Origin of the sequence: Curtobacterium sp. MCLR17_059, assembly GCF_003234665.1 — a bacterium.
Taxonomy (GTDB): Bacteria; Actinomycetota; Actinomycetes; order Actinomycetales; family Microbacteriaceae; genus Curtobacterium; species Curtobacterium flaccumfaciens.
The window spans coordinates 1-25,102 of record NZ_QKSU01000011.1 but is presented as its reverse complement, the minus strand read 5'-3'; the positions used below and the strand labels follow the sequence as shown (position 1 = coordinate 25,102).

At 72.9% G+C, this 25,102-nt stretch carries 19 protein-coding genes and 1 tRNA gene; 14 read left to right on the top strand and 6 right to left on the bottom strand.

Annotation, left to right across the window (positions count from 1 at the left end; translation table 11 throughout):
* Positions 1-33: 33 nt before the first annotated feature.
* The 10 genes from DEJ12_RS14455 (at position 34) to DEJ12_RS14410 (ending at position 11,529) form a co-directional block, all read left to right on the top strand.
* A complete protein-coding gene (locus DEJ12_RS14455; protein WP_035807661.1) occupies positions 34-234 on the top strand; it encodes a hypothetical protein in 201 nt (66 codons plus the stop codon).
* Positions 235-245: 11 nt separating this feature from the next.
* Positions 246-845, top strand: a complete 600-nt coding sequence (gene nadD, locus DEJ12_RS14450; RefSeq protein WP_027464719.1) for a nicotinate-nucleotide adenylyltransferase — start codon at positions 246-248, stop codon at positions 843-845.
* The gene (locus DEJ12_RS14445) at positions 842-2,356 is read left to right on the top strand and encodes a hypothetical protein (RefSeq protein WP_111030523.1); all 1,515 of its coding nucleotides are present in this window, start codon (positions 842-844) and stop codon (positions 2,354-2,356) included. Before nadD ends, DEJ12_RS14445 begins: the two co-directional genes overlap by 4 nt.
* Before the next feature lie 132 nt (positions 2,357-2,488).
* Positions 2,489-2,863 (top strand): ribosome silencing factor, encoded by a 375-nt coding sequence (gene rsfS, locus DEJ12_RS14440; RefSeq protein ID WP_027464721.1) that lies wholly within the window; start codon positions 2,489-2,491, stop codon positions 2,861-2,863.
* Between the two features lie 108 nt (positions 2,864-2,971).
* Positions 2,972-3,044, top strand: a tRNA-Ala gene (locus tag DEJ12_RS14435).
* Positions 3,045-3,123: 79 nt separating this feature from the next.
* Positions 3,124-4,047: an aldose 1-epimerase family protein gene (locus tag DEJ12_RS14430; RefSeq protein ID WP_111030522.1), complete on the top strand. Its 924-nt coding sequence runs from the start codon at positions 3,124-3,126 to the stop codon at positions 4,045-4,047.
* Positions 4,026-5,543 carry an anthranilate synthase component I family protein gene (locus tag DEJ12_RS14425; RefSeq protein WP_111030521.1) on the top strand — a complete coding sequence of 506 codons (1,518 nt, stop codon included), beginning with the start codon at positions 4,026-4,028 and terminating at the stop codon, positions 5,541-5,543. Before DEJ12_RS14430 ends, DEJ12_RS14425 begins: the two co-directional genes overlap by 22 nt.
* 46 nt (positions 5,544-5,589) lie before the next feature.
* Entirely contained in the window at positions 5,590-6,459 is an 870-nt protein-coding gene (locus DEJ12_RS14420) for a hypothetical protein (protein ID WP_051596529.1), read from the top strand.
* Positions 6,456-8,084, top strand: a complete 1,629-nt coding sequence (locus DEJ12_RS14415) for a DNA polymerase Y family protein (protein ID WP_111030520.1) — start codon at positions 6,456-6,458, stop codon at positions 8,082-8,084. Before DEJ12_RS14420 ends, DEJ12_RS14415 begins: the two co-directional genes overlap by 4 nt.
* 34 nt (positions 8,085-8,118) lie before the next feature.
* A complete protein-coding gene (locus DEJ12_RS14410) occupies positions 8,119-11,529 on the top strand; it encodes an error-prone DNA polymerase (RefSeq protein WP_111030519.1) in 3,411 nt (1,136 codons plus the stop codon).
* 63 nt (positions 11,530-11,592) lie between these two features.
* On the opposite strand, the gene DEJ12_RS14405 is transcribed toward DEJ12_RS14410, so the two are convergent.
* Complete coding sequence (locus DEJ12_RS14405) at positions 11,593-13,104, bottom strand: cell wall metabolism sensor histidine kinase WalK (RefSeq protein ID WP_111030518.1); 1,512 nt, start codon at positions 13,102-13,104, stop codon at positions 11,593-11,595.
* Complete coding sequence (locus tag DEJ12_RS14400) at positions 13,101-13,778, bottom strand: response regulator transcription factor (protein WP_017885962.1); 678 nt, start codon at positions 13,776-13,778, stop codon at positions 13,101-13,103. The genes DEJ12_RS14405 and DEJ12_RS14400 overlap by 4 nt, the downstream gene beginning before the upstream one ends.
* Before the next feature lie 171 nt (positions 13,779-13,949).
* On the opposite strand from DEJ12_RS14400, the gene DEJ12_RS14395 reads away from it, so the two are divergent.
* Entirely contained in the window at positions 13,950-14,282 is a 333-nt protein-coding gene (locus tag DEJ12_RS14395) for a hypothetical protein (RefSeq protein ID WP_111030517.1), read from the top strand.
* 103 nt (positions 14,283-14,385) lie between these two features.
* Here DEJ12_RS14395 and DEJ12_RS14390 read toward each other — a convergent pair whose 3' ends face one another.
* The gene (locus DEJ12_RS14390) at positions 14,386-15,480 is read right to left on the bottom strand and encodes an aromatic acid exporter family protein (protein WP_111030571.1); all 1,095 of its coding nucleotides are present in this window, start codon (positions 15,478-15,480) and stop codon (positions 14,386-14,388) included.
* An 80-nt stretch (positions 15,481-15,560) separates the two neighbouring features.
* Here DEJ12_RS14390 and DEJ12_RS14385 point away from each other — a divergent pair, with 80 nt between their 5' ends.
* Both DEJ12_RS14385 and DEJ12_RS14380 read left to right on the top strand, forming a co-directional pair.
* Positions 15,561-16,805, top strand: a complete 1,245-nt coding sequence (locus tag DEJ12_RS14385; protein WP_111030516.1) for a phosphotransferase enzyme family protein — start codon at positions 15,561-15,563, stop codon at positions 16,803-16,805.
* Between the two features lie 567 nt (positions 16,806-17,372).
* On the top strand, positions 17,373-19,499 hold the full coding sequence (locus DEJ12_RS14380) for a DEAD/DEAH box helicase (RefSeq protein ID WP_181422702.1): 2,127 nt from the start codon (positions 17,373-17,375) through the stop codon (positions 19,497-19,499).
* A gap of 118 nt (positions 19,500-19,617) precedes the next feature.
* Here the strand turns inward: DEJ12_RS14380 and DEJ12_RS14375 are convergent, their stop codons facing one another.
* The gene (locus DEJ12_RS14375) at positions 19,618-19,890 is read right to left on the bottom strand and encodes a mycoredoxin (RefSeq protein WP_071405571.1); all 273 of its coding nucleotides are present in this window, start codon (positions 19,888-19,890) and stop codon (positions 19,618-19,620) included.
* A gap of 58 nt (positions 19,891-19,948) precedes the next feature.
* On the opposite strand from DEJ12_RS14375, the gene DEJ12_RS14370 reads away from it, so the two are divergent.
* Entirely contained in the window at positions 19,949-21,478 is a 1,530-nt protein-coding gene (locus tag DEJ12_RS14370) for a CYTH domain-containing protein (protein WP_181433093.1), read from the top strand.
* Between the two features lie 112 nt (positions 21,479-21,590).
* Here the strand turns inward: DEJ12_RS14370 and DEJ12_RS14365 are convergent, their stop codons facing one another.
* Entirely contained in the window at positions 21,591-23,762 is a 2,172-nt protein-coding gene (locus tag DEJ12_RS14365; protein ID WP_111030514.1) for a S9 family peptidase, read from the bottom strand.
* Between the two features lie 29 nt (positions 23,763-23,791).
* The gene (locus DEJ12_RS14360; protein WP_111030513.1) at positions 23,792-24,991 is read right to left on the bottom strand and encodes a Fic family protein; all 1,200 of its coding nucleotides are present in this window, start codon (positions 24,989-24,991) and stop codon (positions 23,792-23,794) included.
* Positions 24,992-25,102: the final 111 nt, after the last annotated feature.

Sequence of the window (25,102 nt, the reverse complement as noted above, 5' to 3'; positions counted from 1 at the left end):
GGCGTCTTTCCCCGACCGAACGGAGCACGAACGATGACCCTCCTCGCAGAAGCTGCTGAGCACGCCTCCGGGGCGCCCGCGTTCGTGTTCCCGATGGTCGGCGCCCTCTTCTTCATCTTCCTCGGCTTCGTGACCTGGAGCTTCCGCGACGTGGCCTACCGCCACTCGCAGAAGTTCGAGGCCACCCGCCACCACGAGACGGGTGTCGACGAGTTCGGTCACACCAAGATCTGACCGACCACTCGATGCTCGAGACCACCGGACGGCCACGCATCGGCGTGATGGGTGGCACGTTCGACCCCATCCACCACGGGCACCTGGTCGCGGCGTCCGAGGTGGCGCGGGCGTTCGACCTCGACGAGGTCGTCTTCGTCCCCACCGGACAGCCGTACATGAAGTCCGACGTCACCGACGCCGAGCACCGGTACCTGATGACCGTGATCGCCACCGCGTCGAACCCGATGTTCACCGTCAGCCGCGTGGACATCGACCGCCCGGGGCCGACGTACACCGTCGACACCCTGCGAGACCTGCACGAACAGCGACCGGATGCCCAGCTCGTCTTCATCTCGGGCGCAGACGCCGTTCAGCAGATCGTCGACTGGAAAGACCATGATGGTCTCTGGGACCTCGCGCACTTCGTGGCCGTGACGCGTCCGGGACACGCCTTGAGCCTCACCGGATTGCCCGAGCGGGACGTAAGCTTGCTCGAAGTCCCTGCACTGGCCATATCCTCGACGGATTGCCGTGACCGGGTTCGACGGGGGTTCCCCGTCTGGTACTTGGTTCCCGACGGTGTCGTCCAGTACATCTCCAAGCACCATCTGTATCGGAGCGTTGCATGAGTTCGTCCGACGCGCAGCCGCCCCTGTCGCGGCGCCAGGCGCGCGAGCGGGAGCGTGCCGCCGCGGCCGGTTCGCAGCCCGCGACGCCGCCCCCGACCGTCGCCGCACCCGCCGCCGAGACCCCCGAGTCCCGTCGTCGCCCCGGGTCGCACGTCGCCCCGGCCCCCGGTGGCCTCGCCCAGTCGTCCGCGCCGGCATCGGCGCAGACCGAGTCCGGGTCTGACCAGTCCGTCCCGGTGTCGGCGCCCGCGGCCGGTGTGCCGCCGTTCCCGCCGGCCTCCGCGACCGAGATCGTCCCCGGCAGCGGTGGGCTCACCCGTCGGCAGATCCGGCAGCTCCGTGCCGCCGAGCGCCAGGCGGTCCTGCCGGTCCCGCTGCAGAACCCCACGCCCCAGTCGTCCGACCGCACCGTCGAGGACGTCCTCGGGTCGGTGGACACGATCGACCCCGCCGCGCCGCAGAGTGCTCCGGACGCCGAGGCCGCGCACGACGAGCAGCCCGCTTCCCCGACGGTCCTCGACCAGGCCGCGGTCGCCCAGGCCACCGAGGCCGACGGGTCCCCGGACGCGCTCGAGCCCCTCGACGAGGCCGCTGCGCACGCCGAGGAGCCCCGCCGTCACCGGTCGACGTGGTCGCCGCCCGCCGACGTCACCGAGTCCGACGCGTCCGCGACCGACGTCCCCGAGTCCGGTGCGACGGAGACCGACGTCCCTGAGTCGGATGCGCCGGTGAACGACGCCCCTGCGGACGAGACGACCAACGTCGCCCCGGCGGACGAGTCGTCCGAGGACGCTCCGGATCGGTCTGCCGACGACGCTCCCGCTCCCGCTGCCGGGTCGCAGCCCGCCGTCACGCCGGTGCCGATCCCGACGAACGCCGCCGCGGCGACCCCCGCGGTGTTCCCGCTCTCGCTCGACGCCGAGGACGACGACACCAACGAGGTGCCGCTGCCCGAGCCTGCGACCGAGGCCCCGAAGGTCCCCGCGGCGTTCCAGCGTCCGACCGAGCCGAAGCCGGTGACCACGGCCTTCGCGCCGCCCGCCGGCCACTGGTCGCAGCAGGCGCACGACTCGAACGATTCCGAGGTGCACGACGCCGAGACGGGCACCCGCCGCGTCGCGGTGACGAACACGAACGCGATCATCCTGCCGAACTCGGCCCTGGCCGACCCCACCGGGGCGCTCAACGCGACGGGCGAGGTGATCCTGACCGGATCGATCGACCTGCCGGCGTCGCTGTCGTCGACGGGGTCGCACCGTCCGATCGACGGCGCCGAGGTCGACCGCCTGCTCGAGCAGCAGGACGAGCAGCCCGAGACCGACGCCAGCCCGGTGCGGGCCAGCCGCGCGGTGTCCAGCCACACCTCGACCCGTCAGGTCGTGCTCGCCGCCGCCAAGCCGAAGGAGTCGCGCACGCCGCTGATCCTCGGTGTGACGGTCGGCGCGGTCGGGCTGGCCGCGGCCGGCGTCATCATCACCGCACTGCTCACCACCCACGCGTTCGGCGGCTGACCGCTGCCGTCCTCGACGTCCGTTCTCCACCACCCCGCCGACCCTGGCCTGGCCGCTGTCGGCGGGGTGGCTTATGATCGTGACCCATCAAGCGAACCGGCTGTCCGTCGGTTCGACGACCGGAAGGAATCCGTGACCGCCTCCACTCGCGCACTGGAACTCGTGCAGGCCGCAGCACTCGCGGCCGACGCCAAGCAGGCCGAGGACCTCGTCGCTCTCGACGTGACCGGGCCGTTGCAGCTCACGGACGTGTTCCTGCTCGCAACCGGTCGGAACGAGCGCAACGTGCAGTCCATCGCCGATGCCGTCGAGGAACGCCTCCTCGAGCTCGGTGCCAAGACGCTCCGCCGCGAAGGCCGTACCGAGGGCCGTTGGGTCCTCATCGACTTCGGCGAGATCATCGTGCACGTCTTCCACGACGAAGACCGCCAGTACTACTCGCTCGAGCGTCTCTGGGCCGACTGCCCGACGATCCCGCTCGAGCTCCCGGTGGACCACACCGCCTGATCAGCGACGCGCCCGGGTGACGGCTTCGATTTCGTTGCCCGGCGTTCGCATGGTGTACGCTTCTATGGTGCCTCCGGGGAACCGGTTGGCACGGAAGCAGCACGATCTGGGTCTGTGGCGCAGCTGGTAGCGCACCTGCATGGCATGCAGGGGGTCAGGGGTTCGAGTCCCCTCAGATCCACCCTCAACCCCGTCGTTCCTCGGAACGGCGGGGTTTTTCGTGCGCCCGGCGGGACTCGGTGGCCCGATACGCTGAGCGCATGAGCAACGACGCGCCGCTGTCCGGGTCCCCGCTGACGATCGCCTCCGCCGGGTACACGGCCGACATCGCCACCGTCGGAGCGACACTGCGGACCCTGCGGCACGAGGGCCGAGACCTGGTCGTCCCGTTCGACGCCGACGAGGTCCGTCCGGTCTTCCGCGGTGCCGTCCTGGCCCCGTGGCCGAACCGGATCGTCGACGGCGAGTACTCGTTCGGCGGCGTCGATCACGAGCTCGCCCTCACCGAGCCAGCACGGCACCACGCCCTGCACGGACTCGTCGCGTGGACGGACTTCCGCGTGCAGGAGCAGGCGGACGACCGCGTGGTGCTCGCCACGACCGTCCAGGCGCAGCAGGGCTACCCGTACCGCGTCGAGGTCACCGTGGAGTACCGGCTCGACGCCGAGGGGCTGCACACGACGATCACCGGGACGAACACCGGGGCCGAGGACGCACCGTGGGGGACCGGCCCGCACCCGTACCTCGTCGCGGGTACCGGCACCGTCGACGACTGGACCCTGACGCTCCCCGCCGCCCAGGTGCTCGAGGTGACGCCGGACCGGCTCGTCCCGACCGACCTGGTCCCCGTGCACGACGAGTTCGACCTGCGCACGCCCACGCTGATCGGTGACCGGTTCATCGACCACGCCTTCACCGGCTTCGACCGCGACGCCGCCGGCCTCGCCACCATCGCGGTCACGGCGGCGGACGGTCGCGGGGTCCGTGCGACCTTCGGGCCGGAGTGCGGCTGGGCGCAGGTGCACACCGCCGACCACGTCGTCCCCGAGTACCACCGCGCCGGTCTCGCCGTCGAGCCGATGACGTGCGCCCCCGACGCCTTCAACGACGGCGAGGACCGCGGCCTCGTGGTGCTCGCGCCCGGTGCCTCGCACGCCGCCGCATGGACGATCGCCGCGATCTGAGCACCCCCGACCCCGGCGTCCGCGTCGAGGTCCGCCGACTCGACCCGGTCCCCGACCTCGCGGCCCTGGCGGCGCAGGTCGCCGGGGACCTGGTGTGGCTCGACTCCGGCCTGCCCGACGGTGCTCCCGCCACGGCTCGGCCCCGGGCGCGCTTCTCCGTGCTGGCGTGGACGGACGGGCCGTTCGCCGCCCGGTTCCGGCACCAGGACCGTCGCGCGCACCTGACGGTCGCCGCGCCCGCCGAGGGGTGGTTCGGGCCCGCCCGATCCGAGGAGCGTCCGGCCTTCGCGGTGCTGGCGGACCTGCTCCGACGCACGCCCCGCCTGCCCGAGCCGGTCGTCGGGTGCGGGTTCGCGCTGGGCTGGGTCGGGTTCCTCGGCTACGAGCTCGGCCGCGAGTCCGGCGGCCAGGACCGCACCGCCGACGGGTACGCCGACGCCGACCTGCGGTTCGTCGACCGAGCCGTCGTCGTCGACCACACCGGTGGCGCCTGGGCGCTCGCGCTCGTCGCCGACGCGGAACCGGCGGCCAGCGCGCGGAACCGCGCGTGGCTCGAGGAGGTGCCCACCCCCTCGACGTCGGTCGGCGTCGTGGACGCGGCCACGGGCCTCCCGACCGGGGTGTCCACGGCGACCGGACGCGTCACGCGCGCCGCCTACGAGCGGGCGGTCGACGCGTGCCGCGCGGAGATCCGCGAGGGGAACGCGTTCCAGGTCTGCCTCACCACCGCCTTCGCGGTCGGACTGGAGGCCCGTGGCGGCCCCGGTACGGACCCGCACCTGGTCGAGTACCTGCGGATGCGGGCGGCCGACCCGGTGCCGTTCGGCGCGTTCCTGCGGCTCGGCCCGCTGCGCGTGGCGAGCCGGTCACCGGAGCGGTTCCTGCGGATCGACGCGGCCGGAGCGGTGCTCGCGGAGCCGATCAAGGGCACGCGGCGGCGGCTCGCCGACGCGGTGGCGGACGCGGCCGCGCGGGACGACCTGGCGGCGAGCCCGAAGGACCGCGCCGAGAACGTGATGATCGTCGACCTGCTGCGGAACGACCTGCTGCGGACCGCGGTGCCCGGGTCGGTGCACGTCGAGCGGCTGTGCGCCGTCGAGACGTACGCCAGCGTGCACCAGCTGGTCTCGACGATCGGGGCGGTGCTGCCGCCGGGGACGTCGCGGGCCGACGTGGTGCACGCGGCGTTCCCGCCGGGGTCGATGACCGGGGCGCCGAAGAGCAGTGCCACGGCGATCGCGGACCGGCTCGAGGGGGCGCCGCGCGGGGTGTACTCGGGCGCGATCGGGTACTTCTCGGCGAGCGGGGCGGTCGACCTGTCGGTGGCGATCCGTAGCCTCGTGACCGTGCTCGACGAGTCGGGGGCGGTGCGTTCCCGGACCCTCGGAGCCGGGGGAGCGGTGACCTGGTCGTCGGTGCCCGCGGACGAGGCGGACGAGGTCGAGACCAAGACGCGGTCGGTGCTCGGCGGGGTCGGGGCGGTTGCCAGCTGGTGAGCTGCTGCCCTGATCCGAACACGTGTTCGACCAGGACTGTCCACGGATGTCGGACGCGATTGACATCATCGAACACATGTTCGAATATGAGGGCATGCAGACGGCGGCGGCACTCCGGTCGCCCACCCCGGACCGGGGCGGGCGGAGCGGTGCTGCACGCGGCGGCAGCGGTGCGGGCGGTGGCGGTGCGCGCCGGGGGCCGGACCACCTGAGCGATGCCCGGGCCGCGCTCGACCGCATCACGTCCCTGCGGTCCCGGGTGGCCGACATGGAGTCCACCCGGGTCGACACCGCCGGGCTCCCCACCGCCCCGGCACTCGAACCCCTGCTGCCCGGCGGCGCGATCCGGGTCGGTGGCACCTACGCCGTCCCCGAGTCGGTGCTGCTCGCGATCACCATGCTGCAGGCGGCCTCGGCGGCCGGGGCGTGGTGTGCGGTCGTCGGGGTGCCGTCCTTCGGGATCGAAGCCGCCGCTGCCGCGGGGATCGACCTCGAACGGCTCGTGCTCGTCCCCGATCCGGGTGACCAGTGGCTCGCCGTGACGGCGGCGATGGCCGACGTCGCCCAGATCGTCCTCACCCGACCGCTCGGCCGGGTCGTGCCGGGCGACGTGGCACGGCTGTCGGCCCGCCTGCGACAGCGCGGTGGCGCACTCGTCGCGCTCGGCTCCTGGCCCGGGGCGGACGTCACGCTGCGGGTCACGTCCTCGACGTGGAGCGGCATCGGTCAGGGCCACGGCCACCTGACGGAGCGCCGGGCCACCGTGACCGCGACCGGGCGGGCCGGCGCGGTGCGTCCGGCGACCGCCGAGCTGCTCCTGCCCGCGGCCGACGGTGCGGTCCGGGCCGCCACACCGGTGCCGACGGTGGGCTCCGGGGACACCCGCGTGCTGCGGCCCGTGGCGGTGGCGTCGTGATCGCCTCCGGGCGCGTCCGGACCGACGCGATCACGCGTGGGGCGGCACTGCCCGAACCACCCCCGACCCGGACGATCGTGCTCTGGTGCCCGGACTGGCCGGTCATCGCGGCGGCTCGGGCCGGTGGCACCCCGCCGGAGCAACCCCTCGCCCTGACCGCGAAGGGGCTCGTGTTCGCGAGCTCTGCGTCCGCGCGTGAGCAGGGTGTCGTGCGGGGGCTCCGCGTGCGTGAGGCGCAGGCGCGGTGCCCCGAGCTCCTCGTGCAGCCCTACGACGACGCCCTCGACCACCGCGCCTTCGAGCCCGTCATCCGTGCGGTCGAGGCGGCGGTCCCCGGGGTCGAGGTGCTACGGCCGGGCACCCTCGCGCTCCGCGCCCGCGGGCCGGCCCGGTACTACGGCGGTGAGCGCGCGGCGGCGGCGACCCTCGCCGGCATCGCCGCCGACCACGGGGCCCCCGCGGTGCGGGCCGGGGTGGCCGACACCCCGTTCGCGGCGGACCAGGCCGCCCGGGCCCGTCCGGTGCGTCCCGGCGAACGGGTGCGGCTCGTGCCCGTCGGGGGATCGGCGGACTTCCTCGCGCACCTGCCGCTCGGCGTGCTCGGCGACCCCGACCTCACGACGGTGCTCGACCGGCTCGGCATCACCACGCTCGGTGACTTCGCGGCACTCGGCGACGAACAGGTGCGGGACCGCTTCGGCGTGGCCGGGGCGTTCCTGCACCGGTTGGCCGGGGGCCGCGACCCCCGCGAGATCGCGGCGCGGGAGATCCCGCCGGAACTCCGGGTCGAGGCGTCGTTCGAGCCCCCGCTGGACCGTGCCGACCAGATCGCGTTCGCGTTCCGGCGTTCCGCCGACGACTTCGCCGAGCGACTCCGGGCCGCGGGGCTCGTGGCGACGACCATCCGTGTGGGGATCGTCGACGAGCGCGACATCCTGCTCGAACGGACCTGGGCGCACCCGCGCTGGTTCGACGCCGCCGACGTGGTCGACCGGGTGCGGTGGCAGCTCGCCGGCGGGGTGGACCCCAGCGGGCTCGAGGCGCCGGTCACCTCGGTCGTGCTCGAGCCGGTCGCCGTCGACGACATGGCGAACCACGAGCGCGGGCTGTGGGGCTCCGGCCCGGACGAGCGCGTGCACCACGGACTCGCCCGGATCCAGGGCATGGTCGGCCACGACGGTGTGGTGAGTCCGCGCATCGGTGGGGGCCGCACCCTGTCCGAGCGCGTGGTGCTCGTGCCGTGGGGCGACGCGCCCGCCGGTGGTGAGCGAGCCCTGGCGACCGTCCGCGACCGACCGTGGCCCGGCAAGCTGCCCGGCCCGCCCCCCGCCACCGTGCTCGAGCGCCCCCGACCGGTCGACGTCGTCGCCGCCGGCGGTGCGAGCGTCGACGTCGACGAGCGCGGTGTGCTGTCCGGCGCACCCGACCGGTTCCGCGCCGAGGGCGACCGGGGCGGAGGGTTCTCCGCCGTGACGGCCTGGGCGGGGCCGTGGCCGCTCGTCGTCCGGTGGTGGGAGTCCGGCGGCCGACGCCTGCACCGGCTGCAGCTCGTCGACGCCGAGGGGCGTGCCTGGTACCTGGTGCTGGCGGACCACCGCTGGTGGGCCGAGGCGATCGCGACGTGACCCCGACCACCACCACCGACAGGAGCGTGACCTGATGGGCTACAGCAACCCACCGATCCCGTGGTCGCAGTTCGAGCGCGCGCTGTCCGACAAGCGGAGCCCGGGCACGGCGCACGACGGCGACGGCGGCGACAGCCCGGCGTGGTCGCGGAAGCGCGAGCCGTACGTCCCGTCGCCGCTCGACACCGACGGCGGGCCCGTCGTGCCGTACGCCGAACTGCACGCACATTCGGCCTTCAGCTTCCTCGACGGCGCCAGTCAGCCCGAGCACCTGTTCGAAGAAGCCGCTCGGCTCCGACTGCACGCCCTCGCGCTCACCGACCACGACGGCTTCTACGGGGCCGCCCGGATGGCCGAGGTCGCCGAGTCGTACCCGCAGGTCGGCACCGTCTTCGGCACCGAGCTGTCCCTGGGGCTGACCGAGCCGCAGAACGGTGTGCCCGACCCCGAGGGCTCGCACCTGCTCCTGCTCGCCGACGGCCAGGACGGCTACCACCGGCTCGCCGGCGCGGTGACGAGCGCACACCTGGCAGCCGGGTCCGAGAAGGGCAGCCCGCAGTACGACCTCGACGACCTCGCCGCGCGGGCCGACGGGCACTGGCGGGTCCTCACCGGCTGCCGGAAGGGCTCCGTGCGGCAGGCCCTCGAGCAGGGTGGCGAGTCCGCCGCCGAGACGGCGCTCCGGGTGCTGCTCGACCGGTTCGGCAGCCGCAACGTCGTCGTGGAGCTGCTCGACCACGGCGACCCGCTCGACAGCGCCCGCAACGACGCCCTGGCCACCCTCGCCGCGAAGCACGCGCTGCCCCTGGTCGCCACCGGCAACGTGCACTACGCCACCCCCGACCGGTTCCCGGTGGCGACCGCGCTCGCTGCGGTGCGCGCCCGCCGCAGCCTCGACGAGATCGACGGCTGGCTGCCGGCCGCCGACACCGCCCACCTGCGCTCCGGCGCCGAGATGGCCAGACGGTTCGGGCGCTACCCCGGCGCGATCGAGCGGACCGTGGAGCTCGCCGACGAGCTCGGGTTCCGGCTGAAGACCGTGCAGCCCGGGCTGCCCGACCTCGACGTCCCGGACGGGCACACCGCGATGTCGTGGCTCCGCGAGCTCACGTGGACGGGTGCCCGTCGGTTCTACCCCGGCAGCGCCGACGGCGTCGACCCCCGCAAGCGGGAGCGCATCGAGCGTGAGCTGTCCGTGATCGAGGAGAAGAACTTCCCGGGGTACTTCCTGATCGTGCGCGACATGGTGCAGTACGCCCGCGGTCGGGGCATCCTCTGCCAGGGGCGGGGCTCGGCGGCGAACTCGGCGGTCTGCTACCTGCTCGAGATCACCGCGGTGGACTCGATCCGGTACGGGCTGCCGTTCGAGCGGTTCCTGTCGGCGATGCGCGACGAGGAACCCGACATCGACGTCGACTTCGACTCGGACCGACGCGAAGAGGTGATCCAGTACGTGTACGCCAAGTACGGCCGGCACAACGCCGCCCAGGTCGCGAACGTCATCACCTACCGCCCCAAGGGCGCGGTGCGCGACATGGCGAAGGCGCTCGGCCACAGCCCCGGGCAGCAGGACGCCTGGTCGAAGCAGGTCGAGCGGTGGGGGTCGGTGACCGAGAGCCAGGACCACGACATCCCGCCGGCGGTCGTCGGGCTCGCGAGCGACGTCCTCGGGTTCCCGCGGCACCTCGGCATCCACTCCGGCGGCATGGTGCTGACCGACCGCCCGGTGGGCGAGGTCGTGCCGATCGAGCACGCCCGGATGGACGGCCGCACCGTGCTGCAGTGGGACAAGGACGACTGCGCCTACATGGGGCTCGTGAAGTTCGACATGCTCGGGCTCGGCATGCTCGCGGCGCTGCAGTACTCGTTCGACCTGGCGGCAGAGCACTGCGGGGAGCGCTGGGAGATGCACTCCATCCCGAAGGAGGAACAGGGGGTCTACGACCAGCTCTGCCGCGCGGACACGATCGGGGTGTTCCAGGTGGAGTCCCGTGCGCAGATGGGCACCCTGCCCCGACTGCTCCCGCGGCGGTTCTACGACCTGGTGATCGAGGTCGCACTCGTCCGACCCGGGCCCATCCAGGGCGGCGCGGTGCACCCGTACATCCGCCGGCGCACGGGCGAGGAACCGATCACCTACATGCACCCGGCGCTCGAACCCGTGCTCGAACGCACCCTCGGGGTCCCGCTGTTCCAGGAACAGCTGATGCAGATGGCGATCGCGGTCGGCAACTGCTCCGGTGACGACGCCGACCTGCTGCGACGGGCGATGGGGTCGAAGCGCGGGCACGAGAAGATCGACCGGCTGCGCGACAAGCTCTACACGGGGATGGCGGACAACGGGATCCACGGTGCGGATGCCGACGCGATCTACGCGAAGATCCAGGCGTTCGCGAACTTCGGCTTCGCGGAGAGCCACTCGATCAGCTTCGCCCTCATCGTCTACGCGAGTGCGTGGATGCGGCTGCACTACCCGGGGGCGTTCCTGGCGGCACTGCTCCGGGCGCAGCCGATGGGGTTCTACTCACCGCAGACCCTGGTCGCCGACGCCCGGCGGCACGGCGTCCGCGTACTGCGACCGGACATCCTGCGGTCCGGGGTCGACGCCACGCTCGAACCCCTGCCGGACGGGGACGCCCCTGCCGGTGCCGACGCGTGCCTGGCCACCGAGCAGCCACCGGTGCTGCCCTTCGACAAGGCGCTCCCCGACGACACCGCGAGCCACCGACGCGACGGTGCCTTCGCCGTGCGGCTCGGGCTCGCCGAGGTCGCGTCGCTCAGCCGGAAGAGCGCCGAGAAGATCGTCGCGGAGCGGGACGCCAACGGTCCGTTCCGCGACATGTCGGACCTGGCCCGCCGGGTCGGGCTCACCACGCCGCAGCTCGAGGCCCTCGCCGCCGCCGACGCCTTCGCCCCGTTCGACATCGACCGCCGCGGTGCGATGTGGTCGGCTGCCCAGGCGGCCGCCGAGCGTCCGGACCAGTTGCCGGACACGCAGGTGTTCGTGCAGCCGCCGCTGTTCGGGCAGATGACGAGCGGGGACGTGCTCATCGCCGACATGTGGTCGACGGGCATGACGACCGACGACCACCCCGTCCGGCACGTGCGCGACCGACTCGCAGCTCGCCGGGTGCTCAGCGTGCAGGACACCGCGACCGCCGAGACCGGACGACGGGTCGAGGTCGGCGGGATCGTGACGCACCGGCAGCGTCCGGCGACGGCCTCCGGCATCACGTTCCTGAACGTCGAGGACGAGACCGGGCTGGTCAACGTCATCTGCAGCGTCGGGGTCTGGGGGCGCTTCCGCCGGGTGGCGCGGGAGTCCCCGGCGGTGATCGTCCGGGGCATCCTCGAGCGCTCGCCCGACGGGGTGGTCAACCTGGTGGCGGACCGCATCGAGCACCTGTCGCTGTCCGTCCGCACCCGCTCGCGGGACTTCCAGTGAGCGGTCTGCTCGACTGAGCGGACGTGCCCGAGTGAGCGGACGTGCCCAGGCGAGCGGTCGTGCTCAGCGCACCTCGGGCAGGCGGATCGTGACCTCGAGCCCACCGGCGGGCACGTTGCGGAGCGACGCCGTGCCTCCCGCCCGTTCCGCCACCGCACGCACGATCGCGAGTCCCAGCCCGGAGCCGCCGGGCAGGGCGCCGGCACCGGTCGACGGGTCCGGGTTCGGGCGGGACGTCCGGGCCTCGTCCGGACGGGTGAAGCGGTCGAACGCCACCGGGATGAAGGACTCGGGCACGCCGGGGCCGTCGTCGGTGATCTGCAGCACGCCCTCGCCGCCGGTGCTCCGCCAGGACACGAAGATGCCGCCGCCGCGGGGGAGTGCGGCCACGGCGTTGCCCGCGATGTTCGTGACGAGCTGGGCCATCCCGCCGGTGTCGATCCGGTACCGCGGTTCGACGGTGCCGCCGCCGATGCCCGGGCCGGAACCGCCGACGGCGACGGGCGGCTCGAGGTCGAAGTCGACGGTGACGTCCTTCGCCGACGCGATGAGCCGGACGCGGTCGACCGCGGCCATCACCTCGTCGCCGAGGTCCGACCACGCGGTCTCGGGGCGCCGGTCGCCGTCCTGTTCACGCCGCTCGGACTCCTCGATCCGCGACAGGGCGAGCAGGTCGTTCGCCAGCCGTGACAACCGCGCGACGCTGTGCTTGGCGCGTTCGATGTGGGCGGCGAGGGCGGCGGCGTCGTTGCCGTCGAGCGAGGCGAGGTCGAGCTGGGTCGTCAGGATGGCCAGGGGCGTCCGGAGCTCGTGGCTGGCGTCCGACACCATCTGGCGTTCGCGCTCGGTCGCCTGCCGGGTCCGGGCGAGGAAGGCGTTGAGCGTGGTCGCCAGGGACGCCAGCTCGTCCTGGGCGGGGCCCACCGGCAGTTCGGCACGCTCCGGGGCCACGGAGAGCCGTTCGGCCTCGCGGCGCATGCGGTTCACCGGGCGCAGCGCGGTGGTCGCGAGCACCCAGGACGCCACGCCGAACGCGAGCAGGATGGCCAGGCCGGTCAGCGACAGCGTCGTCGTGAGGTCGTCGACGACGATGGCCTCGGCCTGCGAGTTGCGGGCGGCGACGACGGTCCAGCGGCCGGCCTCGTTGACGGGGTGCTCCACCACGACGCGGTACTCCGAGCCGGATGCCGTGATGATCGAGGTGCCGGCAGGGGTGGACCGCAGACTGCCGAGCGCCTGCTCGACACGGTCGGGCATCGTCGACAGCACGATCTCGCCGGACGGGGACACGACGGCGACGAGCTGCGCGTTGCCCGGCGGCGAGAGGTCGGGGTCGCTGTCGACCTCGAGCGTGGCGACGTACGGGTCGGCATCGGCGTCGAGCAGGGTGCGGGTCGCACTCGCGACGACGCTCACCACCTGGAAGCGCATCACCAGGACGAGCAGCAGGATGACGATCGCGGCGATCGCCGTCGACCCGATCGTGATCCGGGCACGCAGCGACAGCAGACGCAGCGGCCGGATCGGACCGCCGCGTCGGCGGTCCGATCGTGGGGCGTCGTCGGCCCCGCTCACGCCCCGAGCAGATCCAGGCGGTACCCGCGACCGCGGACCGTGGCGATGGCGACGGTGGCCTCGTGCGCGGTGAGCTTCTTGCGGAGGTACGAGATGTACTGCTCGACCACGTTCGGGTCGACGTGCTGCGAACCGTCCCAGACCTCTTCGAGGATCTTCGGGCGGTCGACGACACTGCCGGCGGACCGGGCGAGCAGTCGGAGCAGGGCGAACTCGGTGGGGCTCACGGCGACGCGCTGGCCCTTGATCGAGATGCGGCGGGCCTCGGAGTCGATGGAGACGTCCCCGACCTCGATCGTGCGGGGTGCCCCGGCGGACTCACGACGGCCGAGCGCACGCAGCCGAGCGGTGAGCTCGGCGAAGGCGAAGGGCTTGGTGAGGTAGTCGTCCGCGCCGGCGTCGAGCCCGAACACGCGGTCGTCGACGGCATCGCGCGCGGTCACGAGCAGGATCCGCACGGGGTCCTCGCGCTCACGGATCCGCCGGGCGAGCTCGAAGCCGGACATGCCGGGCATCATCACGTCCACGACCGCAAGGTCGAACGCCTGCTCGCCGAGGGCGATGAGCGCCTCGACACCGTTCTCGACGGCCGTGACCCGGTACCCCTCGGCCGCGAGTCCGCGTTCCATCAGGGCACGCATCTCGTCGTCGTCCTCGACCACCAACAGCCGCATAGTGGACCTCCTCGGACCCATCGTGGCATCGAACCGGGGCGGACGGCCGTTCTGCGGGTCCGACTCGCTGAATCTCGTCACAGGACAAAGCAGAACGGTCTGTCCCACGTTCTAGGGACGTGAGTGCCGCTTGCTTCGTTGCTAGGCTCCGGCAGCGGACAGCGCGACCCGATGCGCCGCCCGCACTGGGGGATCATGAACGACTCGATCGACCACCCGGCCATCGTGCGCCTGCGCGCCGAACTGGACGCCGCGTGGAAGGGCATCGGCGCGCTCGCGCAACTGGAGGACGCACCGCGCGACCGCGTGGTCGCGGAACTGCGGACGGCCGTGCCGGACGTGGCGAGCCGTGCTGCACGCGAGGTCGGCACCGAGGCCGTCGTCGCGGAGATCAGCCGGTACGCCGACGCCGGCATCCCGGGTGCGACCGACGTCGTGCCGACCGCGGTGATCTGGTCGGACGTGGTCCGGACGGCGTCGGAAGCGGCCTGCGCAGCGCGCTGAAGCGGACCGAGCGGCCTGCGCAGCGCGCTGAAGCGGACCGAGCGGCCTGCGCAGCCCGCTGAAGCAGACCGAGCGGCCTGCGCAGCGCGCTGACGCGGACTGACTAGTCGTCCTCGCCGAGCAGCTCGCCACGCACCCGTCGGATGTCCTCGAGCAGCGCACCGATGAGCACCCAGTGCCGGGAGTTCGGCCGGACCACCTCGAGCGGCGCGGTGAGCGCCGGCTCGGAAGCCTCCGCCCACGGCCCGACGTCCGGCCCGGAGGCAGCAGTGTCCGCTCCGCCGACCCCGGCCACCGGGTCGAGCCGTGTCGACTCGACCCGCGCACTGAGGGCCCGGACGTCCGCACCGATCCGTGCCACCTCGGTCGCGATGCCGTGCACCACCGGGTCGTCGCGCAGGTCCGGTGCGGTGTTGTCGCGGATCGCCCGGGTCATCCCGGTGACCCGGGTCACCAGGACGCGCAGGTGGTCGGTGGTCACCACGTCACGGTCGAGGATCGTCCGGTGCCGGCCACTGCGCGGGTTCATCGTCAGGGACTCACGCGCCGACCCCAGGGACGCCTCGGCCTTGGCGTGCTGCTGCCGCAGTGCGCGGGCCGCGACGAGCGCCTCGTCCCAGCGCTCGCGGTCCCACCCCTCGGTCAGGCCGATCGCGATCCGCTCGAACGCCACCGCGGTGTCGCGGGCGAGCCGGGCGACGGCGAGGTGCGCCGGTTCGAGCAGCACGGGCGGCACGATGAGCGCGTTCACGACCAGGGCGACGATCGCACCGATCACGGTCTCGAGGATCCGGTCGGCGGAGTAGTTCGGCGTCACGACCCCGGCGGTGAGCACGAGCATCCCGCTGATCCCCACCTGGGTGGCCGAGGTCGGGGTGAGCCGGAGCGCCCACGCGATGAGGATCGCGAGCACGATGACGAGCAGCACGACGAACACGCCGTCGCCGAGCAGCAGGTGGAACCCGGTGGCCAGCACGACGCCGATCACCACGCCCGCGCTCCGCTCGAGCCCCTTCACGAACGACTGGTTGATGCTCGGCTGCACCACGAGCAGTGCAGCGATCGCCGCGAAGGTGGGGAACGGCCCCTGGATGACCAGGCGGCAGAGGAGTACGGCCGCGACCACCGCGACGGCGGTCTTCACGACCTGCAGGAACGGCGTGCGACTGGAGCTGCGGAGACGCGCGACCGGGTTCACACCGACCACGGTAGCCACCGGCCGCGCGCCGAGCCGTGCACGAACGCGACGAAACCCGCGCGACACGGTTGACTGATGTCGTGTGGCCCAACCATGAGCGCGTCATCCCGCAGGCCTTCGCCGGCTCCGGGACCTCCGTGGTGGCCGCGCGGGCGCACTCCGTCGAGCCCTCGGGCAACGGCTACCTGTACGGCTACGAGGTCGACACGGTGGACCGCAACGGCCAGCGCGCCACGGTCCTGACCTACGTCGACACCGGCGGCACCCACGACCAGAACAGCGCGATCGTCACCGACCCGGCGACGGGCGACCCGGTGTCGGTGTGGGCGTACCCCAACGACCCCGGCCTGCCGGTGCTGCCGCAGGTCACCTACCGCGACGCCGTCGCCGAGCTGCTGACCACGCTCGGCATGCCCGTCACCGACCCGGTGCTCACCGTGGCGGCGTACCGCCCCGGCAAGCGCGCGGTCGTGCGCGTCGACGCCCCCGAGCGCACCCTGTTCCTGAAGATCGTCCGTCCGCACCGGGTCGCACCGATCGTGCAGTCGCACGAGCAGTTCGTCGCGGCCGGTCTGCCGGTGCCGCGTGTGCTGTCCAGCCGTGGTGACGGCCTGCTCGTGCTCGAGCGCATCCGCGGCGTGCCCGCAGGCAGCCGCATCCTCGACATCGCCGACGACCCCCGCTTCGTGGCGTCGCTCGCCGCGCTGAGCGGTCGGGTCGCCACCGTCCCGATGACCCAGCAGGCGCGCGCCGACGCGATGGACCACGCCGACTGGCACCGTCGCACGCTCATCGCCGCGCTGCCGCGTGACGCCGAGGAGATCGACCGCCTGTACGACGCCATCGGCCGCCGCTCCATCGGCTGGTCGAGCTCGACCAAGCAGGTCGTGCACGGCGACCTGCACCTGGAGCAGGTGTTCGTCGACGAGGACGAGCCGTGGCGGATCTCCGGCCTGCTCGACATCGACACCGCGGGCTGGGGCTTCCCGGTCCGTGACGTCGGTGCCGTCGTCGCCCACCTCGTGGTCACCGGGCTCTGGCACCGGTCCCGAGGCGACACCGAGCGCGGCGCCGCCGCCGAGCGCCTCGCCGACGCGATCGCCCGCGACTGGGTCGCGCGCAACCCGCGCGAGGCCGACCGCATCGGACCCGCCATCGGCGCCCAGCTGCTCGCCCACGCCGGCGGCCAGGCGACCACCGGCTCCGCCAACGGGATCCAGACGGCCCAGCAGCTCCTCGCCGCGACGCAGGCCGCCCTGGCGGACGCGGCCCCGAGCCTCCCGACCGGTGGGTCGACCCGCCCGCGGTCCGCACCGCAGGTCTGAGACCCGACGCCGCTGTCGCGAAAGCGACAGTTCTGCGCGGAACATCCGCGGCGTCCTGTCGCTTTCGCGGGGTCACCGGGGCAGGGAACCGGAGACGTGTCGCTTCGGTGGGGTGAACGCGACCGAAGGACGGACTGGAGGCCCGGGTCGGGCCCGCCACGGGCCTCCCGTCCGCCGTCGCGACGCGCGCGGGCAACGCGCCGGTCGCCTCTGTCGGTGGTCCGGGAGTAAACTGAGCGCGCACGCACCGCGTTCCCGCGTGCCGCGTCGATTCCGGACGCAGCCGTCGATCACTTGATCGACGCGGGGACCGGGCCGTGACCGCCCCGAGGGGGCATCACGTGCGTGTGACGACGCCGGATCCCGGCGCGGACCGTCCGAACCTGCTCCCGGCAGGTGCTCGTGTGGAACGGCTCGCGGGAGTCCACCGGACGTCCCGATGCGGGGACCGGCGATGCGGTGGGCCACGGTGGCCCGCAGCTGAACCGGAGCCGCGCCAGGCGCCGGTGCAGGACTTCCCGCCCCACGGGCGGATCGCCCCGACGTGTGGGCGGAACAGGAGGAGCGTTGGCTCGATCAGGCACCCGGCGTGCTGCCGGCGGGACGCGGACCGCGTCACGCCGCACCAGGCCGCTGGACAACGACGGCGTCATCCCCGTCCTCGCTCGCGCTGTGCGCGAGGTCGAGGCCGCGGCGCAGCGCGGACCGCTCAAGGCATCGAACCGGACGAAGTTCCAGGCGGTCGCCCTGCTCATGCGCGAAGAGCGCGCGCGGGTGAAGGCCGACACGGAGCTCACCGACGCGCAGCGCGCCGAGCAGCTCAAGCGGCTCGACGGCGTGGCCACGATCCTCGCGAAGACGGCGGCGCGCGACACCAGTGTCATCCAGCTCCTCGCCGAAGAGGTGCAGGTGTCCGAGGCGACGCGTGCGGTCAAGCGCGACATGATGATCGCCGGCGGCATGGAACTGCAGCCGGAGGACCTCGTCATCGCGTCCGAGCCCGCCGCGGTCGTCGAGACCCCGGTGCGGGCCGTCGTGCCGCAGGCGGTCGTGCAGCGCCAGCTCGCGAACCCGTTCATGCCGCCGGACTTCGCCCTCGCCGACCAGCCCGTCGCGCACCCGCGTCGCCTGGCGAACTGGGAGCTGTTCGGGCCGCTGTTCAAGTCGTTCGAGTACGGCGCGGGCGGGGGAGCGGCGACGATGCCGCTGCCGGAGCCCACGACGCTGCACTCGCGCTCGGGCACCACGCTCATGAAGCACCAGGCGGAACTCGTCGCCGCAGCAGCGCAGGGGCACCGCACGTTCCTGCTCGCCGACGAGCCCGGCCTCGGCAAGACCGCACAGTCGCTGCTCGCCGCCGATGCCGCGAACGCGTTCCCGCTGCTCGTCGTCGTGCCGAACGTCGTCAAGACGAACTGGGCGCGTGAAGCCGAGCGCTGGGTGCCGAACCACCGCGCCACGGTGATCCACGGGGACGGCAACGACCTCGACGGGTTCGCCGACATCGTCATCGTGAACTACGAGATCCTCGACCGGCACGCCGGGTGGCTCGGCAACTTCGGGTTCAAGGGGATGGTCGTCGACGAGGCGCACTTCATCAAGAACAGGGACTCGCAGCGCGCCCGGTTCGTGCTGCAGATCGCCGAGCGCATCCGGCAGCGCACCGCCGCACCGCTGCTCATGGCGCTGACCGGTACCCCGCTGATCAACTCGGTCGAGGACTTCCGCACCATCTGGGAGTACCTCGGCTGGATCGACGACAAGAAGCCGCGCGCGAAGCTCATGAACGAGCTCGAGGAGATCGGCCTGACGCCGGCCGACCCCGGGTTCTTCGTCGAGGCCCGCCGTGCCGTCATCGACCAGGGCATCGTCCGACGCCGCAAGGTCGACGTCGCCGCGGACATCCCGGCCCGCCGGATCGCCGACATCCCCGTCGAGCTCGACGGTGACGAGGGTCGCTCCATCCGCGACGCCGAGCGCGAGCTCACCGCGAAGCTCGTCCGCCGCTACCACCAGGCGCTCGACGCCCGCACCGGGCAGGACCCGGTCGTCGGCATCGACCACAAGCTGGTCCGCCAGGTCGCCCGCTGGGAGCTCGAGGACCAGGACGCCTCGTCGACCGGCGAGAACGTGTTCTCGATGGTCCGCCGCATCGGCCGTGCCAAGGCCCAGCTCGCGGCCGACTACGCGGCGCAGCTCGCCTCGAACGTCGGCAAGGTCGTGTTCTTCGCGAAGCACCTCGACGTGATGGACCAGGCGGAAGAGGTGTTCGCCCGTCGCGGGCTGCGCACCGCCACGATCCGCGGCGACCAGACCCCGACGCAGCGCACGGCCGAGATCGACTCGTTCGTGAACGACCCCGACGTCGCCGTCATCGTCTGCTCGCTGACCGCGGCCGGTGTCGGTCTGAACCTGCAGGTGTCGTCGAACGTCGTGCTCGCCGAGCTGTCGTGGACGAGCGCCGAGCAGACCCAGGCGATCGACCGCGTGCACCGCATCGGGCAGGAAGAGCCCGTCACCGCGTGGCGCATCATCGCCGCGCAGACGATCGACACCAAGATCGCCGAGCTCATCGACTCGAAGGCGTCCCTGGCCGCCCGCGCGCTCGACGGTTCGGACGAAGAGGTCGTCGACTCCGGTGACATCCAGCTCGACGCGATGGCTGCGCTGCTGACCGAGGCGCTCGGCGGCTAGCTCGGCGCGTCCGGCGCGCGGCGCTGTCCCGGACAGCAAAACACCGGTGTTCGCACTCTGAACCGCGTCATGCGCGTGTTCGGAGTGCGAACACCGGTGTTTTGCGGAGGGCCGCCGCTCAGATGCGGGACTGCACCTCGGCCAGGGACGGGTTGGTCGCAGTCGAGCCGTCGGGGAACACGAGCGTCGGCACGGTCTGGTTGCCGCCGTTGACCTCGGCGACGAGCTCGGCGGTACCGGGGGTCTGCTCGATGTCGACCTCGGTGAAGGGCACCCCGGCCTTCGACATCTGGTTCTTCAGCCGGGCGCAGTAGCCGCACCACGTGGTGGTGAACATCGTGACGCCGCCGGCTTCGGGCGTGAACTGCTCGCGGGTGATCGTGTCGCTCATCCCTGCAGGCTAACCCCGGGTGCGGGGAAACCCCGCAGTGCCTGGTAGACAAGAGCGTGTGAGCCACACGCACCTCGAGATCGAGCGCACCTACGACCTGCCCGAGGGCGGTGCCCTCCCCGACCTCGTCGGCGCGGGCGGCATCCTCCGCACCGAGCACCAGGAGCCGTTCGAACTGGACGCGACCTACTGGGACACCGAGCGGTACGACCTGGTGGCCGCGCGGGTGACCGTCCGCCGTCGCACGGGCGGCCCCGACGCCGGCTGGCACATCAAGCGCTCGGAGTCGGACACGGTCCGCCACGAGCAGCAGTTCCCCCTGACCGACGACGCCGACACGGTGCCCGACGAGGTCCTCGCCGCGCTCTTCACGGAGCGTCGTGGCCGCGGGCTGCGTCCCGTCGTCCGGATCACGACCACCCGCACCGTCACCCGACTGCTCGACGAGGACGGCGATCAGATCGCCGAGCTCGCCGACGACCAGGTCACCGCCCAGCGCCTCGACGACGATGCTCCGGAGACCCCCCGCACCTGGCGCGAGGTCGAGGTCGAGACCGTCGACGGCGTCGACCCGCAGATCGCCCACGAGCTGTTCGCGGCCCTCGACGGGCGCTTCGCGGCCGTCGGTGCCGGCCCCGCCGCCGTCGCGTCCAAGCTGGCACGCGGGCTGGCAGGAGCACCGGCACCGCGCCTCCAGACCGAGGAGAAGCCGGCCAAGGGCACGACCGCACGCATCCTGGCGAAGCGGGTGCGCAAGCTGCGCGTCGCGCTGCTCGGCCAGGAGGCCCGGCTCCGCTCCGGCGACACGGCCGACCTCCGGCAGGCGGCCGACACCACCCTCGAGATCGCCGCGATCCTGGGCGCCTACCGTCCGGCGTTCCCCGACGGCGAGGCCGTCGACCGCGCCGCCGAGGCGGCGGACGGCCTGGCGGGCGTCACCGCGCGTGCGGCGCTGGCCGAGTACCTGATCGACCGGCTGCCGCGGGCGTCGTCGCCGGCGCAGGACGAGCTGGTCGACGCGATGACCCGCGAGCGCATCCTCGCCTCGACCCGGGAACGTCGCGACCAGGCGGTGTGGGACGTCGTCGCGTTCCTGCACGGCGAGCCGTTCCTCGAGCTGCTCGACGCCCTCGACGACGCTGCCGAGCGCCCGGCGCCGACAGCGTGGTCGCTCCGCGCACCGAAGCAGGTCGCGCAGGACGTCGGCGCCGACGTGAAGCCGCGTGTGCGCGAACTCGTCCGGGCCGCCGTGGCCGACGACACCTCGGACACCGCTGCCGAGCGCGAGGCCGCCGACCGGACCACCACCGAGGCCGCGTGGCAGGAGACGATGCGCGCCCGGATGGCGATGGACGTGCTCGGCGACGACGCGTTCCCGCACGCGCTGTGGAAGCGGATCGGCACCGCCGCCGACGTGCTGACCGAACGGGTGCGGTCCCTGCATGCCCTCGACATCCTGCGGGCGAACGCGGCGATCGCGGAGCGCGGGGGTGAGGGCACGTTCGGGTACGGGGTGCTCGCGGGGGACCGGGTGCGCCTGGCCGAGGAGTCCTACGACGAGGCGGTGCACGCGCTCAACCGCGTGTGAGCGGTGTGCGCGCTGCGTGCGCTGCGTGCGCCGCTGTTCGCTTGGTGAGCAGAAGAGGTCGGGTCCCGCGTTCGGACCCGACCTCTTCTGCTCACGAAGTGCGAGGCGTTGCTCAGCCCGCGGCGATCGGGTTGGCGGTGGCCGCGGCGGGCGTCTCGTCGGCGAGCCCGAGCACGTCGAGCAGCCAGGCGAGTTCGAACGCCCGCTCCTTCCACGACGCGTAGCGACCGCTGACACCACCGTGGCCGGCGGACATCTCGGTCTTCAGCAGCACGGGCGCGCCGACCTCGCGGAGCTTCGCTGTCCACTTCGCGGGCTCGACGTAGAGCACGCGGGTGTCGTTGATCGAGGTCACGGCGAGGATCTGCGGGTACTGCACGTCGTCGCGGACGTTCTCGTACGGGGTGTACTCGCTCATGTAGCGGTAGACCTCGGCGTCGTGCAGCGGGTCGCCCCACTCGTCCCACTCGATGACGGTGAGGGGCAGGTCCGGGTCGAGGATGCTCGTCAGGGCGTCGACGAACGGCACGGCGGCCAGGATGCCGGCGAACCGCTCTGGTGCGAGGTTGGCGACCGCACCCATCAGGAGCCCGCCCGCGCTGCCACCCTCGGCCACGAGGCGGTCGGCGCTGGTCCGGCCGGAATCGATCAGGTGCTCGGCGACCGCGACGAAGTCGGTGAAGGTGTTCTTCTTCGTCAGGGTCTTGCCGTTCTCGTACCAGTGCCGGCCGAGCTCACCGCCACCACGGACGTGCGCGACGGCGAAGACGACACCGCGGTCGAGCATCGACAGGCGCATGACGCTGAAGCCGGGGTCGATCGAGTGCTCGTACGAGCCGTAGCCGTAGAGGTGCAGCGGTGCCGGGGTGCCGTCCTCGACGGCGTCACGACGCCAGACGAGCGAGATCGGCACACGGGTGCCGTCCGACGCGGTCGCCCAGTCGCGCTCCTGCACGTAGTCGGCCGGGTCGTAGCCGCCGAGCACGGGCTGGCGCTTCAGGACGGTGACCTCGCCGGTGGCCAGGTCGAGGTCGCTGACCTCGGAGGGGGTCACGAACGACGTGTACCCGATGCGGAGCGTCGGCTGCTCCCACTCCGGGTTGCCGCCGAGCCCCGCCGAGAACAGTGCTTCGTCGAAGGGGACCTCGTGCGCGTCACCGTAGCCGTCGCCCTCGATCGGGATGATCGCGACGCGGGGCAGTGCCTCGGAGCGGTACTCCAGGGCGAGGTGCCCGGCGAAGGCGTCGACCGACTCGATTCGGCGTTCGGTGTGGTGCGCCACGACGACGCGGCGGTCACGCTCGGACGTCGGGTCGTCGGCGGGGACGTCGACGAGCTCGAAGTTCTCGGCGCCGTCGTTGTGCAGCACCAGGAACCGGTCGCTGCCGCCCACGATGGCGTGCTCGATCTCGTACTCGACACCCTCACGGCGGGGCCAGACGACCTGGAACTCACCGGTGGGGTCCGCAGCGTCGAGGACGTGCGCCTCGGACGTGATCTTCGAGCCGAGCTCGATGACGATGTACTGCGACGAACGGGTGACACCGACACCGACCCAGTAGCGGTCGTCGGGCTCTTCGAACACCAGGACGTCCTCGGACGCCGCGGTGCCGACCGTGTGGCGCCAGATCTTGTCCGGACGCCACGACTCGTCGACCGTGGGGTAGAACACGTAGCGGCCGGCCGGGTCGAACGTGGCGCCGGCGCCCGTGTTCGGGATGGCGTCGCCGAGGTCGATCCCCGAGGCCAGGTCGCGCACGTGCAGGGTGTACCGCTCGTCGCCCTCGACGTCGATGCCGTAGACCAGGCGGGTGCCGTCGTCGCTGATGTCGTAGGTGCCGAGGGAGAAGAACTCGTGGCCGTCGGCCAGGGCGTTGCCGTCGAGGACCACCTGCTCGCCGGGGAGTGTCGACTCGCCCTCGACGACGGCGGGCGGCGTCCAGTCGTCGGGGCCGGCGACGGGCACGCGGCAGTGCACGCCGTACTGGCTGCCCTCAGCGGTGCGGGTGAAGTACCACCAGTCGCCCATCCGGACCGGCACGGAGAGGTCGGTCTCCTGGACGCGGCTCTTCACCTCGGCGAAGATGCGGTCCCGCAGCGGCGCGAGGTGCGCGGTGGCGGCGTCGGTGTGGGCGTTCTCGGCTTCGAGGTACGCCAGGGTGTCGGGGGATTCCTTGTCCCGCAGCCACTCGTAGTCGTCGACGAAGTCGATGCCGTGGTGGGTCCGTGTCACGGGCCGCTTGGCGGCGCTGGGCGGGGTGGATGCGGTGTGCTCGTTGCTCACCGTCCCACCCTATTCGCCCGCACCCCCGGTCAGGCCGCCGTGCGCTCGCAGCCGCCCGCCGCCGCCTGCACCCGCCGCTCGAACGCCTCGAGCTCGGCGACCACGGCGGGTGCGACCCATGCGCGGTCACGGCGACGACCGGTGACCGGACGGAGCACTCCCGCCAGCACCAGGTCGTGCGTGACGCGCTCGACCTCGTCGGTGGTGAGCAGGGTGTCCAGGTGCGCTTCGGTCAGGACGGGGTCGTCGGCGAGCGCACGGCCGACGACCGCGTGCGGGCCCGAGGCGCAGGGGCCGACGGACCGATCGGCGTCGTGCTCGGCGAGCAGCAGGGCGCTCAGCGTCGCCTCGTCGCACACCGTCCCGATCGCCAGGGCCAGGTCGACCACGAATCCGGTGACCTTGCCGTCGCGGTACTGCTCGAGGTGCCGGAAGTACCGCCGCCGATCCGCCGCGAGCGCGGTGGCCACCGGTGCCGTGACCGTGGTCGTCACCCCGCGACGCCGGAGCACGGCACCGATCAGCGCGCGCCCGATCCGACCGTTGCCGTCGGTGAACGGGTGGACCGACTCGAACTGGGCGTGGGCGATCGCGGCCTGGGCGATCGGGTGCAGGTCCACACGGTGCACGAACGCGAACAAATCGGCCATCAGCGGTGCCACGAGCTCGGGCGGTGGTGGCACGTACACGGCATCGCGGGGCGTGGCGCCGCCGCCGATCCAGTTCTGCACGTCTCGGTACCGGCCGGCGTACCGTCCGTCCACCGGGTCGTCGCGCATCAGCAGGCGGTGTGCCTCGAGCAGGGAGGCCTCGGTGACGGTGCCCGAGTCGGCTCCGGACACCAGGTGCTCGACGGCTCCGCCGGCCCGGACGACCGCCGTGGCACCGGCGTTCGCGCGGATGCCGACGAGTGCCCGCGCCAGGTCGTCGATGGACGCGGACTCGTCCTCGATCCGCGACGACGCCACGGCTTCGGTCCGGCCGAGCACGGACCCGAGCGGCGCGAGCCGGGAGCCGTGGTGGACGTCGAGGGCGCGCAGGGCCGTGGCACTCCGGTCGAGCAGCGCGACGGTGTCGTCGTCGGGCGTCCACCGGGCCCTCGCGATGGACGGGGGCAGCGACACCCGCACGGTGGTCACCAGCCGGTCGTCACGGCACCCGCGGACGGCGCTCCGCCACGGTCGCTCGCTGCGTTCGTGCGTGGGCCAGGTGTCGCTCCGGTGTGCCATCCCGCGACGGTAGAGCCACCCGGACGCTCGACGCCAGGAATCGGTATTTCGCCCGCTCGCCGCCTGCCGCCGCGGGCCCGCCCCGCGCCGCCGCCCGACCCCCCCCGGCCC

Bases quoted from the DNA above. Each gene is read 5' to 3' on its own strand.
- DEJ12_RS14410 (WP_111030519.1), top strand. From the start codon at position 8,119: ATGGGCTACAGCAACCCACCGATCCCGTGGTCGCAGTTCGAGCGCGCG.
- DEJ12_RS14425 (WP_111030521.1), top strand. From the start codon at position 4,026: ATGGACGATCGCCGCGATCTGAGCACCCCCGACCCCGGCGTCCGCGTC.
- nadD (WP_027464719.1), top strand. From the start codon at position 246: ATGCTCGAGACCACCGGACGGCCACGCATCGGCGTGATGGGTGGCACG.
- DEJ12_RS14430 (WP_111030522.1), top strand. From the start codon at position 3,124: ATGAGCAACGACGCGCCGCTGTCCGGGTCCCCGCTGACGATCGCCTCC.
- DEJ12_RS14375 (WP_071405571.1), bottom strand. From the start codon at position 19,890: ATGAGCGACACGATCACCCGCGAGCAGTTCACGCCCGAAGCCGGCGGC.
- DEJ12_RS14445 (WP_111030523.1), top strand. From the start codon at position 842: ATGAGTTCGTCCGACGCGCAGCCGCCCCTGTCGCGGCGCCAGGCGCGC.
- DEJ12_RS14400 (WP_017885962.1), bottom strand. From the start codon at position 13,778: ATGCGGCTGTTGGTGGTCGAGGACGACGACGAGATGCGTGCCCTGATG.
- DEJ12_RS14395 (WP_111030517.1), top strand. From the start codon at position 13,950: ATGCGCCGCCCGCACTGGGGGATCATGAACGACTCGATCGACCACCCG.
- DEJ12_RS14360 (WP_111030513.1), bottom strand. From the start codon at position 24,991: ATGGCACACCGGAGCGACACCTGGCCCACGCACGAACGCAGCGAGCGA.
- DEJ12_RS14420 (WP_051596529.1), top strand. From the start codon at position 5,590: ATGTCGGACGCGATTGACATCATCGAACACATGTTCGAATATGAGGGC.
- DEJ12_RS14455 (WP_035807661.1), top strand. From the start codon at position 34: ATGACCCTCCTCGCAGAAGCTGCTGAGCACGCCTCCGGGGCGCCCGCG.